This window comes from Sorangium sp. So ce145 (assembly GCF_051525985.1).
In the GTDB taxonomy this organism is placed as follows: Bacteria; Myxococcota_A; Polyangia; order Polyangiales; family Polyangiaceae; genus Sorangium; species Sorangium cellulosum_B.
In genome coordinates this window covers 11,734,265-11,749,484 of the sequence record NZ_CP150315.1, presented here as the reverse complement: position 1 = coordinate 11,749,484, position 15,220 = coordinate 11,734,265, and the positions used below count along the sequence as shown (strand labels likewise).

Annotated in this window: 10 protein-coding genes; 7 read left to right on the top strand and 3 right to left on the bottom strand. The window is 71.2% G+C overall.

The genetic code is table 11. The features are described 5' to 3' along the window. Positions 1–31: 31 nt before the first annotated feature. Positions 32–1,078, top strand: coding sequence for a phosphoribosylformylglycinamidine cyclo-ligase (purM, locus tag WMF34_RS43640; protein WP_012241133.1), 1,047 nt, complete (start codon positions 32–34; stop codon positions 1,076–1,078). An 88-nt stretch (positions 1,079–1,166) separates the two neighbouring features. Here purM and WMF34_RS43635 read toward each other — a convergent pair whose 3' ends face one another. Then, positions 1,167–5,000 carry a protein kinase domain-containing protein gene (locus WMF34_RS43635; protein WP_437991524.1) on the bottom strand — a complete coding sequence of 1,278 codons (3,834 nt, stop codon included), beginning with the start codon at positions 4,998–5,000 and terminating at the stop codon, positions 1,167–1,169. A gap of 192 nt (positions 5,001–5,192) precedes the next feature. After that, positions 5,193–5,987: a hypothetical protein gene (locus WMF34_RS43630; RefSeq protein WP_157907326.1), complete on the bottom strand. Its 795-nt coding sequence runs from the start codon at positions 5,985–5,987 to the stop codon at positions 5,193–5,195. 583 nt (positions 5,988–6,570) lie between these two features. On the opposite strand from WMF34_RS43630, the gene purN reads away from it, so the two are divergent. The 4 genes from purN (at position 6,571) to WMF34_RS43610 (ending at position 10,846) form a co-directional block, all read left to right on the top strand. After that, positions 6,571–7,293, top strand: a complete 723-nt coding sequence (gene purN / locus WMF34_RS43625) for a phosphoribosylglycinamide formyltransferase (protein WP_012241130.1) — start codon at positions 6,571–6,573, stop codon at positions 7,291–7,293. Continuing rightward, positions 7,290–8,915, top strand: coding sequence for an NAD(P)-binding protein (locus WMF34_RS43620; protein ID WP_012241129.1), 1,626 nt, complete (start codon positions 7,290–7,292; stop codon positions 8,913–8,915). The genes purN and WMF34_RS43620 overlap by 4 nt, the downstream gene beginning before the upstream one ends. A gap of 570 nt (positions 8,916–9,485) precedes the next feature. Continuing rightward, on the top strand, positions 9,486–9,998 hold the full coding sequence (locus tag WMF34_RS43615; RefSeq protein ID WP_012241128.1) for a hypothetical protein: 513 nt from the start codon (positions 9,486–9,488) through the stop codon (positions 9,996–9,998). 194 nt (positions 9,999–10,192) lie between these two features. After that, complete coding sequence (locus WMF34_RS43610) at positions 10,193–10,846, top strand: hypothetical protein (protein ID WP_157907325.1); 654 nt, start codon at positions 10,193–10,195, stop codon at positions 10,844–10,846. A gap of 75 nt (positions 10,847–10,921) precedes the next feature. Here WMF34_RS43610 and WMF34_RS43605 read toward each other — a convergent pair whose 3' ends face one another. Next, positions 10,922–11,716 (bottom strand): ABC transporter ATP-binding protein, encoded by a 795-nt coding sequence (locus WMF34_RS43605; protein WP_012241126.1) that lies wholly within the window; start codon positions 11,714–11,716, stop codon positions 10,922–10,924. A 327-nt stretch (positions 11,717–12,043) separates the two neighbouring features. Here WMF34_RS43605 and WMF34_RS43600 point away from each other — a divergent pair, with 327 nt between their 5' ends. Both WMF34_RS43600 and WMF34_RS43595 read left to right on the top strand, forming a co-directional pair. Continuing rightward, positions 12,044–13,543, top strand: coding sequence for a cellulose binding domain-containing protein (locus WMF34_RS43600; RefSeq protein WP_437991523.1), 1,500 nt, complete (start codon positions 12,044–12,046; stop codon positions 13,541–13,543). Between the two features lie 290 nt (positions 13,544–13,833). Next, positions 13,834–15,198, top strand: coding sequence for a hypothetical protein (locus WMF34_RS43595; RefSeq protein ID WP_437991522.1), 1,365 nt, complete (start codon positions 13,834–13,836; stop codon positions 15,196–15,198). Positions 15,199–15,220 lie beyond the last annotated feature (22 nt).

Genomic DNA, 15,220 nt, shown 5'->3' with positions numbered 1-15,220 from the left:
CTTTGCCGCCGAGGTGTGGGATGCGCCTGCCATGAGCGTCACGTACCGGGAAGCCGGGGTCGATATCGATGCAGGGGACGCGCTCGTCGAGCGCATCAAGCGGCTCGCGAAGCCGACGCGCATCCCCGAGGTGCTCGCCGACGTGGGCGGCTTCGCCGGGCTGTGCGCGCTGCCGGGCGGGCTGTCCGAGCCGGTGCTGGTCAGCGGCACGGACGGGGTCGGCACCAAGCTGAAGGTGGCGTTCGCGACGGGCGTCCACGACACGGTGGGCATCGATCTCGTCGCGATGTGCGTGAACGACGTGCTGACCGTCGGCGCGCGGCCGCTGTTCTTCCTCGACTACTTCGCGACGGGCAAGCTCGACGTCGACGTGGGCGAGGCCGTCGTCCGCGGCATCGCCGAGGGCTGCAAGCAGGCCGGCTGCGCGCTGATCGGCGGCGAGACGGCCGAGCTGCCGGGCATGTACGCGGACGGCGAGTACGACCTCGCCGGGTTCGCCGTCGGCGTCGTCGAGCGGTCGCGCATCCTCGACGGCAAGCGGATCGCGGCCGGCGATGCGGTCATCGGCGTGGCGTCGAGCGGGCTGCACTCGAACGGCTTCTCGCTCGCGCGGCGCGTGCTCGAGAAGGAGATGGGCCTCACGATGAGCGACCGCGTGGCCGACCTCGGCGGCACCGTGGGCGAGGCGCTGCTGACGCCGACCCGGATCTACGCCCGCGCGATCACGGCGCTCCTCGCGGCCTGCGGCGATGCGGTCCGGGGGCTGTCGCACATCACGGGCGGCGGCCTGCCGGGGAACCTGCCGCGCGTGCTGCCGGACGGGCTGGGCGCGCGGCTCGACCTCGGCTCCTACCAGCGGCCGGCGGTGTTCCAGGTGCTCCAGCGCGGCGGCCCCGTGGAGGAGGCCGAGATGCGGCGCACGTTCAACCTCGGCGTCGGGCTGGTCGCGGTCGTGGAGAAGGGCGCCGCGGACCGGGCCATCGAGGCGTTCGCAAAGAGCGGCGAGCAGGCCTGGGTGCTCGGCGAGGTGGTGTCGGTCGGCGACGTGCCGTTCGAGGAGCGCGTGCTGTTCGGATGAGCGGCCCGGCGCCGGCGCCGGTGAGGGCGATGCGCGGCGCGCGGGCCCGGGTGCGCCGAGCGGCCCGCGCGGGCCGCGCGGCGCGAGCTCAGCCGCCTTCGAGCCGCGATCGCAGGTTCTTGATCGCCTCGTCGATCGCCCGGCTCTTCTTGTAACAGGGCCTCACCGTCGTCTCGAGCACGACGAGGGTGCGCTCGTCGCCCTCGGAGACGGCGCGCTCGAGGAACGGGAGCTTCTCGCCGCACGTAGCGTCGCGCAGCTCGAAGGAGATCCGGACCGCGGGGGTCCCGCGGGCCGCGATCTCCGGATCGCGGAGCAGCTTCGCGGCCCGGGTGGCCGGCGTGGAGCGGCCGCGGGTCTCGACGATCTCGTAGAGCACGTCGATGCCCGCCGCCCCGAAGCGGCTCGAGAGCGCGTCGAAGACCTTGTCGGCGTGCTCCTCGCCCGTCTTCGCGATGGCGATGGCGACGTTGCGCGCCGCGATCGCGATCGCGCGCTCGCGGAGCGCCGCCGGATCGCGCTCCGCGAGCTGCTGGATCGCGTCGGCGGCCTTCACCCAGCGGCGCGCCCTGACGGCGTCGGTGAGCGCCTTCCGGGCCGCTTCATCGGGCGGGGGTTCGGCCGGCGCGTCGGGCGCCGCCGGCGCAGCGGCCTCGGGCGCCGGCGCTGTGGGCGCGGGGGTCTCGGGGACGGCGGCGACGTCGGCCGGGGCCGGCTCGCTCGTGGCGAGCGCGCTCGCGGGAGGCCTCGCGGAGCCGAGCTGAGGCTCCGGCTCGGGCGGGGCGCGCCCACCGCCGGCGAGCGCCGCGATGACGGCCGCCGCGAGGATACCGCCGCCCAGGTACGGGGCCAGCCGGCCCACGCGGCCGCCGAGGCCTTCGGGGCCCAGCCGCGACGCGCGAGCCTCCCGGGCTTCGCGCTTTCGCCTGGCCTTCTCCTCGCGCTCGCGCGCGGCGCGCTCTGCCTCCTCGGCGAGCTTCCGCTTGGCCTCTTCCTCGCGCTCGCGGGCGACGCGCTCTGCCTCGGCGGCCTCCAGCTCCCGCAGCAGCGTCGGGGCGAACGCTGGCCGCGAGCCGCTCATCCGCTCGGACGTCGGCTCCGAGACGGGCGCCGCATCCTCTGCGGGCGGCTCGTCCGGCGGCGGGGACGCGGGCGCCACGGGAGCCGGCTCGTTCTGCGGCGGCTGCGCCGTCACGGACGGCGCGGGTGACGGCGATGGCGCGGGCTCCGCGACGGCCCCGGACGGCGGCTTCGACGACGCGGGCTTCGCGACGGCCCCGGACGGCGGCCTCGACGATGCCGGCTTCGCGACGGATGCCGGCTCCACAGCGGATGCGGACAGCGGCTCCGATGGCGAACTCTCCGCCGCAGACGATGACGGCGGCTTCGATGGCGAACTCTCCGCCGCAGACGATGACGGCGGCTTCGATGGCGAACTCTCCGCCGCAGACGATGACGGCGGCTTCGATGGCGAACTCTCCGCCGCAGACGATGACGGCGGCTTCGATGGCGCCGGCTTCGCGACGGACGCCGGCTCCACAGCGGACGTGGACGGCGGCTTCGACGACGCGGGCTTCGCGGCGGACGCCGGCTCCACAGCGGACGTGGACGGCGGCTTCGATGACGCACGCTCCGCCGCAGGCGACGACGGCGGCTTCGATGACGCACGCTCTGCCGCAGGCGACGACGGCGGCTTCGATGGCGCCTGCTCTGCTTCAGGCGACGACGGCGGCTTCGACGACGCCGGCTTCGCGACGGACGCCGGCTCCACAGCGGACGTGGACGGCGGCTTCGATGATGCACGCTCCGCTGACGGCGGCTTCGATGACGCACGCTCCGCCGCAGGCGACGACGGCGGCCTCGATGGCGCACGCTCCGCCGCAGGCGACGACGGCGGCCTCGATGGCGCACGCTCCGCCGCAGGCGACGACGGCGGCTTCGACGGCGCACGCTCCGCCGCAGGCGACGACGGCGGCTTCGATGGCGCCTTCTCCGCTTCAGGCGACGACGGCTCCTCCACGCCCGACGGCGACGGCCTCTTCGCCGAGGGCTCTACCGGACGACGCTCCGGCTGACCCGGCGACGACAAGAGATCGTCCAGCGACAGCCGTAGGGAGCTGAGTCCCGTTGCCGCCGTCGCCACAGGCGCTTCGACGGACCGCGCTGCGTCCCCAGGCGCTGGATCCGTCGAGACCGGCAGCGCCGGCTCCTGCGGTGCCGCCGGCTCCGGCGACGGCGCCGCCGCGTCGAGCAGCTGCCACGACTCGCGCGGCGGCCGCGGTTCATCGGTCTCGGAAGAAGCGCCACCGCCGGCGGCTTCGCGAGCGAAAGCCGCCTGGGCGATGAGCGCCGCGCCGCCCACCGTCGTCGGGCGCGCGTCCTCCGGCACGCTCGAGTCGTCGGCCGCGGCGGCAGCGTCGGCCCTGGCGGCCTCCTGCGCGAAGGCGATCTGCGCCATGAACGCCGCTCCGCCGATCGCCGTCGGGCGCGAGTCGCGCGTCAGCTCAGCGACGAGGGTCGGCGTGTTGCGCACCGGCGTCGGCCGCGAGTGGCTGAGGGCGTCCTCGTCATCTTCGTCGCCCTCCGGCGGCTCCGAGGCCGCCGCCCCCGCCGGCTCCACGCCCGCCGTCATCCCCGCCAGCTCCACGCTGCCCGCGCGGCCCTCCCCCGGCTCGCTCGACGCGCGCGCTCGCGCTGCCTCCGGCGCGCCCGCGCCGCTCCCGGCCGGCGCCAGCGCATCCGCGACGTCCTCCAGCGAGACCAGGCACGAATCGCCGAGGAGGATCGCCGAGGAGCCGCCGGAGCCCGCCTCGAGCTCACGCGACGGCGCGCTGGGCACGGGCGGCCGGTTGCTCGGCACGCGCGCCGCGTCCGCGATCGCGGGCACCGATGTCATCTCCGCCCTCGAGGACATCTCCCCCCTCGACGACATCTCCGCCCGGGGCTCGTGCACCGCGATCCCCGACGCGGCGCACGCGTCGTCGAGCGCCGCGATCAGCTCCTCCGCGGTGCCGAAGCGGGCGCGCGGATTCTTCTCGAGGAGGAGCCGCACGACCGCCTCGAGGGCAGGCGGGACCACGACGCCGGGCGAGTGCGCGGCGATCGCCGGCACGGGCGCGCTCCGCTGCTGGTTGAAGAGCTCGACCGGATCCTTGGCGAGGAACGGGTGCTTGCCGGCCAGCATCTCGTAGAAGATCAGGCCCAGGGCGTAGAGGTCCGCGCGCTCGTCGACGAAATCCATCCCCAGCGCCGACTCCGGGGCGAGGTAGGCGATGGTTCCGAAGATCACGCCGGCCGTGGTGAGCCGGACCGGGAGCGAGTCGGCCCCCGCCCGCGCGGACTCCGGCGACGCGACGGACCGGCGCAGCTGATCGACGCTCACCTTCGCGAGGCCGAAGTCGATGAGCTTCACGAGGTCGCCCTGCGGCTCGACGACCATCACGTTGCGCGGCTTCACGTCGCGATGGACGATGCCCATCGCGTGGGTCGCGTCGAGCGCGGCCGCGAGCTGCCTGGCGATCAGGGCGGCGCGCGCGGCGGGCACCGGCCCCCGCCGGATGATCTCGTGGAGCGTCGTGCCGCGCACGTACTCGAGGACCAGGAAGAACGAGCCGTCCTCCGCCTCGCCGAAATCGGTCGCGGTCGCGACGTTCCGGTGCTGGATGTGGGCGCCGGCGATGGCCTCGCGCTCGAAGCGCTGCACGAGCTCGGGGAGCCGCTCGGTGTCGGGGTGCAGGATCTTGATCGCGACGCGCTTGTGCATGTGCACGTGCTCGCCGCGGTAGACCGCGCCCATGCCGCCCATCGCGATGACCTCGTCGATGCGGTAGCGCTTCGAGATCACCCGCCCGAGGTAGGACCTCGCCCGGTGCTTCGCGGCCTCGTCGGCGGTAAGGGGCGGCTGGGGCGGGCGTTCCGACATCGTGGCGGCGCCACCCTACCCCGAGCGGCGCGGCATTGGTAGGTCGCCGGACCGCTCGGGGCGCCTCACGGGGCGACGACGCGCCACGAGACGCCGGGTGGCCTGCGCCGCGGCATGCAGCACGTCAACGACACCGGCCGTGAGCGGAGGTACACGCTTCGCGTGCAGAAGCCGCAACGGGGCTCGGTCAACCTACTTGACGCAGAGCGCGTTGCCCTGGATCCGGCTCCTCGTCGTCCATACGTTGAAATATTGGGCCTGTAGCTGCTGGTGGCGCCAGACGATGATGCTGTGGTCATTCTGGTTGTCGCTGCTGAACTCGCCCGCGACTCCCGTCAGCATGCATTGGGTGTCGAAGGTGTTCGCCGGCGTCATCGCCATGGAGATCGGGTCGTCTTCTGCAGGAACACCGAACTGGTGCGCGAGCGTCGCTCGAGTGGACATCGCTGAGACGGTGATGCAGCGCGCCCTGGCGTGTACCCCTGTGCTGCTCGAGAGGCCGGTCAGCCAATAGTGGCCGAAAGACGAGGACACCGACACGCTCTCGCTCATGCCGTTGAAATCGCCGCCCATCCGTGTGAGGAAGCACGCCCGCGGAAGGCCGGCAGGCGTCTTGTCCGACCCGAGATCGACGCCCGGATCGCCTTGCGACCACGAAAATTCGGCCGTTCTGCCGAGGGTCGAGGAGACGCAGGTGGCCAAAACGCGGGCGCTTCCATGCGTGTTGTTGCCGTGGAGGTACCATCGCCCATCCGAGATGTACGCGTGCACCCACTCGTTGCCTGACTCGAAGTCCCCCAGGATCCCTGTCAGAAAACAGGTCCTGTTCGAGGCGTCGCCCATGTCCACCGGCCCGCTGCCGGCCGCCCAGACGCCCCCGCTCACCCACCCCAGGGGCAGATCGGCGACGCCGGTCTCCTCGCTGTCATCGTCCTCCTCGGCAGCCCCCGCGACACAGCCGCTGGCGCCGATCGCAACGAGGGCCAAGAGCCCGTTCATCAAGAGTTTTTTGACCATCTGTCTACCCTCCAAGCAATGAGAAGCTCGTGTGTGTGGCGAGCCAGCTCGGTCGAGCAAGGCGCATGCCGCCTTGTGAGCGTTCGCTTCCGTGACGGCCATGGGCGGAGATGCGGTGGATAGCTACCGAAGCGGAGGGTCGTGACCGTGACATGTCACGATCGAGGGCGTGACATGTCACGGTCGCTGTCACGCTTTCACCGTGACATGCCACGCGAAGACCGCTCGAGAGCGATCGTCGCGACCGGGTGACCAGGGCGCGCCCCCGGAAGCATCGCTCTCCAGACATCGCCGAAGTCTTCGCGAACAGCGGGGTGCCGAGGGGCGCGGGTCGCGAGGCCGAGCCCGGGCGGCCGAGGCGACGCGGCGGATCCACGCCCGCCGTCCCACCCGAGCCCTCGCGCCTGCCCTGCTCGCGCGATGGCCCGGCGCGTCACGCGGCGCGCGCTCGGCGGCCATGGAAACGGGCCCCGCGGCGCGGTCGTAGGACCCGGGCGGCCGCTTCCGCCCCGGATCTCTCCCGCGCCCGCCTCCGCCGTAGTATCTGCCCCCCATGCCCCCCCTCGATCTCGGCGTCCTCATCTCCGGCCGCGGCTCGAACCTCCAGGCGATCCTCGACGCGATCGCCGCCGGCCACCTCGACGCCCGCGTGCGGCTCGTCCTGTCCAACCGGCCCGACGTGGAGGGCCTCGCGCGCGCCGAGCGCGCCGGGGTCCCCACGCGCGTCATCGCGCACCGGGACTTCGCCGATCGTGACAGCTTCGACGCCGCCGTCGTCGACGCCCTCCGCGGGGCGGGCGCGACCTGGGTCGTCCTCGCGGGCTTCATGCGCCTGCTCACGACGACCTTCCTCGACGCCTTCCCGCACCGGGTCGTGAACATCCACCCGTCGCTCCTGCCCTCGTTCCCCGGCGTCGACGCCCAGCAGCAGGCGCTCGATCACGGCGTGCGCGTCACCGGCTGCACGGTCCACCTCGTGGACGCCGGCACCGACACGGGGCCCATCCTCGCGCAGGCCGCCGTGCCCGTGCTCGACGGGGACGACCGCGACGCGCTCGCCGCGCGTATCCTCGTCCAGGAGCACGCCCTGCTCATCCGCGCGCTCTCGTGGATCGCCGAGGGGCGCCTCCAGATCGCGCCGCCTGACGTGCCGGGCGGGCGAGCGCGCGCGACGCTCGCCGGCGTCGAGACCGCGCTCGGGCTCGCCCAGAGCGACCGCGCTCGCGGAAACGTCGGGGAGGTCGGGGAAGTCGGGGAAGTCGGGGAAGGGGCGTGATCCACAAGCACTACGACGTCATCGTCCTCGGCCGGTCCATCGGCGCGCTCACGGCCGCGGCGCTCCTCGCGCGCCGCGACTTCACCGTGATGGTCGTCGGGCACGGCGAGCGCCCGCCCACCTACCGCCTCGACCAGCACGTCCTCCGCCGGCGCGCCTTCACGATGCTCGCCGAGCCCTCGCCCGCGTGGCGCCGCTTCCTCGTCGAGCTCGCCCAGTCGCAGACCTGGAAGCGCCGCATCGTCCCGGCCATGCCCATGCTGCAGGCCGTCGCGCCGCGCCGACGCCTCGACGTGCCGCCCGACATGGTCCTCTTCGGCCGCGAGATCGACCGCGAGTTCCCCGAGCTCCGGCGGGTCGTCGACGAGCTCTACGCCGAGCTCGCCCACGTCAACGGCGCCGCGGACGACGCCTTCTCGCACGACGCCCTCTGGCCGCCGGGCACCTTCTGGGAGCGGCGCGAGACCGCGCGCTACGCCGGCATGCTGCCGTACGCGCGCGCCGAGCCCGACGCCGACCTGCTCGTCGAGTTCCCGCGCGGCCACCTGTTCCGCTCGATCGTCACGCAGTCCGTCCTCTTCGCCACGGACCTCTCGGCGCTCCCGCCTCCCTTCGCGGTCGCGCGCCTGCACGGGGCGTGGACGCGCGGGCTGATGATGCTGCCGCGCGGCGAGGAGGAGCTCGAGGAGTTCCTCGTCGAGCGCATCCTCGCCCACGGCGGCCGCTGCCTGCTCGACGAGCGCGCCGCGTCGGTCCACGTCCGCCGCGGCACCGCCGCGGGGGTCGTCCTCGACGGCGACGATCACCCGAACGGCAGCAGCTTCGTCATCACCGACATGGACGGCGAGACGCTCGCGAGCCTCTCGGGCGGCGAGGGCATCCACAAGCGCGCGCTGCGCGAGTGGCCGCGGATCACCTCCTCGGTGGGCCGCTTCGTCGTGTCGCTCATCGTGCGCCGCGAGGGCTTGCCCGAGCCGCTCGGCCCCGAGGCGCTGCTGTTCCCCTTCCCGTCCGCGTCGGCGGGCCGCTCGCCCGCGCCGCCGCGCGTGTCGAGCGACGGCGCCTCCGGGGGCCGTCCGAGCTCGCCGCGGCAGACGCGGCCGACCGGGTCCGGGCGCCCCGTGGTCCACCTCCAGCGCTGCGATCTGCCGGCTCCCTCGACCGACACGCTGCTCGTGGCGGAGATCCTGCTTCCCGATCGGGGCCCGCTGTCGCTGCTCGAGGCGCGCCAGGCGGTGCTCGACGCGCTCGCGGCCGAGCTCCCCTTCCTCGAGCGCCACCTCGTGCTCGTCGACTCGGTGCACGACGGGCTGCCCGTGTGGCTCTACGACGGCCAGCGCCGCCGCCTCATCGAGCGCGCCGCGCTGAAGGGCGCCGCCCCGGGCGCCGAGCCCATGGTGCGGCAGCTCGAGGTCGACCCGCCCGGCTACCTCGGGCTCGCGGGCGAGCCGATCCGCGGGCCGATCGAGCGCACGCTGCTCGTCGGCCGGAGCGTGCTGCCCGGCCTCGGCCAGGAGGGCCAGCTGCTCGCCGCCTGGGGCGCAGCGAGGCTCGTCACCCGGACCGACCGGCGGAAGGAGCGGATGCGGCGCGACATGTGGAGCAAGGTGGAGATCGGATAACGACGTTGAAGCCGCCCCCTCGGCGAGCTGCTCAGCTGCATTCCTCGAAGACGCGGTGATCTGCGCGCGACCTCGCCGGCTCACGTGCTAGCGGGACTCCGCTCGTGCCGACATCTCACGCCGCCACCATGGCATGTCACGCCGCCATCGTGACATGTCGCGTGACATGTCACGCCGCCACCGTGACATGGAAGTGTGGCGGGCCCGCCCCTCAACCATCCGCACCGGCACCTCGAGGGCTTCCTGCTGCGCCATTTGCAGGCCCTGGGGAGGCTGATGGTTCCCCTCGTGGCCGAGGCGGGGCGCCCACGAGCCTGGCACACCAATTGTAAGAACATAGCGTGTCGCTTGGCGCTGTGCCGGTGCTCGGCGTGACACGAAAGGTCTCCGCTCATGGAACCATGGCGGCCGCTCACACAGGCAAAGACCGGAAGATCGTCGCGCTGCAGGCCGAGCTCGGAGTCCATGCTGACGCTGAGGAGTTCTGCCGTAAATCTGCCAGGACTCTTCGGTTTGCGCTCCAATCACCATCACTTCACATTGCACATAACAACCTCGAAGGAACGCTAAATGTACAAGTCGATTCCCCTCTTCATCGTCGGCGCGGTCGTAAGCGCAGCTCTGGCCAATTCCTCCGACGCGGCGGCGCTGCACGAGCGCGTCTCGGGGACCAACTGCGCCTACGGAAATGGAACCTCGACCGGCAATTTGATTGCCATCGGGGGCGCCATCTCCAACAGTTCAACGAGCGGCGCGGAGAGCGTCTCTTGCCCGGTCACCGACGATGATCGCTTCCGTAAGCAGGACATCGCTACGCTGAACATTCACGGCTACAATGGCGGCATCAGCATCTCGGGTCAATCGGCCGAGGTCGACGCGTCCACTTGCGTGCAGTACTATGGATCCACGGGTGGAGCCTGCACCACGCCGGTGAGCACGTCGGGGAACGGAAACTACACGCTCAGCCCGCCGCTGACGTACTGGACGAGCTCCAACTACGCGGACTTCGGATACATTCGTATCAAACTGCCGCCGAAGGGGACCAACGCGAGCACCGTCAGGGGCTACTACACCGCGGACTAGCAGACAAGATCTGCGATAACACCAGAAGGGGGCGACGAGCTGCGTATCGCGAGAGGGAACGCCGAGTTGCCCCCTTCTATTCATTACAATCAAACAGCGAAGCCCAGCGCCGGGCGCCATTCGAGCAGGCGCGCCGTTTACTGAAGCGGATGCGCTCGACCTCGTCGACCGCATCCCAACAACAGGAGATGTCCGTGATTTCTTTTCGTAGCGTCATCTCGGCCATGATGCCCATTCTGGCGGGCGCTCTCGCCGGAGCGATAGCGACAGTGATTGTCTCCCGTGAAGCCACGGACGAAAAGTCGCGAAAGAGCACGGCCGTCGCCGGCGAATCCAGAACGCACTATGTTCCTCGATCTATCAGCAGCGTGAACCCGGGGATCGGCGCGACGGACCTGAGGGAGCTGAAGCAGCGTCTATCGGCGCTGGAAGAGCGAGACGAGCAGCAAGACTCGGATCAAAAGGACTCCCACGAGCGTACCGAGATGCCCGACCCCGTGGAGTGGAAAGCCCAGAAAGAAAGTCACCATCGCGAGATCATCGCGGCGCATCAGCGTGCGGCCGAGGATGCCACGTGGGCTCCCCAAGCACGAGCCTCCCTGCTGAAGGAGATACGCACCGTCGGCTCGGGGAGCTTTGACGTGCGCGACGTAGATTGTCGGACCAACACCTGCGCCGCCGTCTTGGAGTGGAAGAATTACGACGAAGCGGTCAACAATTGGTCGACCGCCGTGGAGCACAACTACGAAGTCAGCTGCAATCGAGAGATCCTGCTCCCGGAGCCCTCCGATCGGAGCACGCCGTACCAGGCCACGATGGTCATGACCTGTCCTCGCGATTCAGGGTGAGCCATTTGACTGACGCGCGACGAGCGGCTCCCGCTCGCGCCGCGCGTCCCAGCGATAGACGCCTCGAGACGCCGCTCAGGGCGAGCGGGGGAAGACCTGAAAGAAGCCGTCGCGCTCGACCACGGTGAGCGGCACGTCGAACAGGCGCGACAGGTTGTCGTCGGTCAGCACCGCGCGCTTCGGGCCATCGGCGAAGACGCGGCCCCTCCGCAGCAGGACGACCCGCCCGATCTCCGGCGGGATCTCCTGCACATGGTGCGTCACCAGGATCAGCGTCTTGCCCCGCCGCGCGAGGCGCCTGAGCAGATCGATGAGCTCGAACGCGGCCTTCAGATCGAGGCTCGTCGTCGGCTCGTCGAACACCAGCGCCTCCGGGTCGTGCACGAGGGCGCGCCCGAGCAGACAGCGCCGCTGCTCGCCGGCCGACATCTCCGCGATGGCCTTGTCGCCGAGGTGCGCGACGCCGAGATCGCGGAGCACCTCCTCGGCGCGCCGGCGCTGCGCGTCCGTCGCCGGCTCGTGCTCGTGCAGCCCGGCGCTCGCGAAGTAGCCGGAGAGCACCATGTCGGAGCCCCGCACACCCCGGGGATAGGCCATCTGCAGCTCGTACGACACGAGCCCTAACCTGCGCCGCAGTGCGGACACCTCCCACCTTTCGCGACCGAGTATCCGCACATGCGAGCCTTCACGGTGGACCGGATAGATTTCCCGTGAGAGCAGCCTCAGCAGGGTCGACTTCCCGGCGCCGTTGGGCCCGAGGATCGCGGTGTTCTCGCCCTGCTCGATGCGCAGCGACAGCCCCTCGAAGACGCGCGTGTCGCCGCGGAAGACCTCGGCGTCCTCGATCTCGATGAGCGCGGGCGCGCTCATCGCTCCACTCCACGGTCCTGGTTCATCGCGCGCAGACTACCCGCTTGCCGGCGTCCCGCACCGAGAAATCAGGCCGTTCGCGGTGGATCATCCGTGCCCCGGTTCGGCGATCCACTCCATCGGCCCACTCTCCATCTCTCGCGGACAGGCACCGTCGGAATGCGCCCGTGAACCGGCGTTCTCCGCTCTGGAGAGACGGTGGCCCGACCGTTGCAACGCTCTCCGAACCTTCCTTTCAACAAGCGCCCCGTGCCAAGCCGATGCTGGCACTCGGGAGTGGAAAAATCCGATGCGGCGCGGAGCCGCTCGGACACTTGGAGATTGACAATGACGAAGATCAAGGGTTCGCTTTTCGGTGCTGGGGCAGCTCTGTGCCTGCTCGCCGCTGTCGGCGGGTGCATCGTTGTCGCGGACGATGGTTCCAGCGCCTCCGAAGAGGACGAGATTTTCGCCGATGAGGCAGCGGCGGCCGCGGCGGCATCGCAGATGCGCTTCGGCGTCGCTCCGCAGTGGAGCCAGACCTGGTCGCCGCCCCAGTCCGGACCCGCCAACGTCGATGTGGTCGCCGTCGGGGACTGGCTGCAATCTGGCGGCTTCACCAGCACACATAAGACCAAGCTTCAGCAGATCGTCAACGCGGGGAAGACCCCCTACTTCTTCGGCTACATCGCCACGGACATGACGAAGAAGGGGCTCGGATCCGAGAACGATTGCGACGGCAACAGCGGCGCACCGCTGTGCCAGAGGGGCGCGGCGTACGTGCGCGCCAACATCGGCTCGATGGCGAGCGCCTACCAGAAGGCGGCGGCAGGGATCGGCGCGGCCCTCGGAGGGCGCGAGGCGCTGATCCACATCGAGCCGGACTGGTACCAGTTCTCGCAGACGGCGCAGCAGAACGCGCTCACGGAGACGGAGTCCGACAGCTACATCAACCAGATCCTCGGCGCCATCAAGTCGGGCTGCCCCTCGTGCAAGGTGGTCATCGACTTCAGCCCGTGGTTCAGCCCGTCGGCCACAAAATGGGCGTCGTCGGTCGGCGACTTCTACGACGGCTGGGATCGCAGCGTGGTCAAGTACGTCGGCCTCACGGGCAAGCAATTCCCGTTCACCACGGGCAAGATCGACAACTTCACCTACAAGGAGATCACCACCGCGCTCAGCCTGCCGCTCGTCATCGTGGACGCGTACACGTTCGGCGGCGGCCCGATCAACGTCGATTCCACCTGGCTGAACGAGAGCAACGTCGCCAAGGCCGTCGATATGGGCGTCGCGATCGTCATGCTCTCCCAGACGGGCGACGTCGCCGGCTATGACAGCTTCATCGCCCGGGTGAAGGGCAGCAGCAGCTCCAGCTCCAGCAGCTCCAGCTCCAGCAGCACCACCTCCAGCTCCAGCAGCACCACCTCCAGCTCCAGCAGCACCACCTCCAGCTCCAGCTCGAGCACCTCCGGCAGCGGTGGCGGCGGCGGCGGCACCACCACGTCCTCGTCGAGCAGCAGCAGCAGCAGCAGCACCGGCGGCGGCAGCGGCGGGGGCAACCCCGGGACCGGCGTGCGCGTGGAGGGCGGCAACATCACCGTCAGCATCACCCCCAACTCGACGTGGACGGGCGGCTACTGCAACAACATCAAGCTGACGAAGACCGACAGCGGCGAGACCACGTGGAAGCTCTACGTGCCCTCGAACGGCGCGACGCTCCGTGACTTCTGGAACACCAACGCCGTCAAGCAAGGCACCGACTTCGTGTTCACCGGCGTGAGCTGGAACGCGAAGATCAGACCTGGAACGAACGTCGAGTTCGGATACTGCGCGAACGGCAACCGCTGAGCTCCAGTCGATTGGCGCCGCGCCAGCCGAGGGGGCCAGACAGCCCCCGGCGGCGCGGCGCGCCGGCCGGCAGGATCGGCCGAACGACACGGGAAGCGCCCATCTCGCGGCTCCCCGCGCGGCCTCCGCGCCCGGTCGCGCTCGCCCGCGGCCCGCGCCCTCTGGTACCGTGGGCGCCCCGTGCCCTCCGCCCCGCAGCGCTCCCCCTTCGCCGGCAATGGCCCGGTCGACCCCCTCCACGCCGCCGCGCTCCCTCCTCGCCGGACGCGCCGTCCGATCCGGGGCGCCGCATGGCGCTGAGGCTCCGGGTCACCTGGCGCAATGCGGGCAGCCCGCTTCTGCCCGACGCGCTCGCCGACGTGCAGGCGACGGCCGACGACGCGCCGCTGCCGCTCGCCGGCTCGGGCCCGGGGCGGCGCGAGTTCGTGATCCCCGCCGGGGCGGCGCGCGTCGCGCTCAGCGCGCGCTTCTCGGCGGCGTTCGACGCCTTCGAGGACGTCCCCGCCCTGGAGGAAGAGGTCCTGTCGATCGACCAGGCGTTCGACGTGGCGAGCGGCGGGACGGCGCTCAGCCCCGCCCCGGACCCGGAGCTCGGGCAGGCTCACCCGCTCGTCGACGTGCAATCGGCGCCCGGCCTCGCGCTCGCCCAGATCAGGACGGATTTCGTCGATATCACCCCGTTCTGGATGGCCTACGCCGGGTATGCGGACGAGTACCGGCGCGAGCACCGTCCCGGGACCGAGCTCGTGGCCCTCGGCGCCACCGCGGGAGATCCGAAGATCTGGTTCGCGAGCGTCCCGGAGGCCTGCAAGGCGCCGCCGGACGGCGGGATCTCGGCCCTCGTGTTCTACCGGCCGGAAGGGTACGCCTATACCCGGGTCGACCAGCGCCACGAGATGTTCGGGCTGAATCGATACCTGCTCGCGCCCGACCCGTCTCCCGGCGCGTCGTTCTGGGCGCGCGACGTGTTCGAGCGCGATCCGCGCGACCAGTCCCGCTGGGTCTATGTCCGCTGCGGCTTCGAGGAGGCGCTCGCCGCGAGCGGCAGGGCGGTGGTCATGCTGCACCCGTGGCCGAGCGGGGCGAGCTTCGGCGCCGCCACGACAGCGAGCCTGCCCGGCCTCGCCGAGGCGGCGCTCCGCTTCCTCTGCGGCGCGCAGAAGATCGGGTTCGGGCAGGGCGGGCCGCGGCTCGGGAAGCTCGGCCTCGCGGGCTTCAGCGCCGGCGGACTGGCCCTGTGGCAGGCGCTCGCGGCCAACAAGGACCGCGTGAGCGAGGTGTTCGCGTTCGACGCCCGCGGCATCGCCAAGAACGAGGCCTTGCTCGTGCGCTGGCTCGGCGGCGACGCCTCGCGCCGCCTGCGGATGACCGGCGGCCACCAGCTCGAGGCGAACGCCGCCCTCCAGCAGAAGCTCCCCGGCCCCTCGAAGGAAGCGCGCCTGACCAGCCTGCCGCCCGACAAGAGCGGCTATCTCCCCGGGGCGAACCCGCGCTGGGATCACGTGTGCTCCTCGCTCGAGGCGAGCGAGAAGGATACCTATCTGAACGCCGGCTGGGTATGGCACCAGTTCGCGATGTTCGGGGGCTTCCCGGAGGCTGGAGGGCAAGCCGCCGTCACGTTCCTCCAGCGCTTTCTGGAGGAGTCGGATCTCTGAGCCGCACCGAGGCCGAGATCCG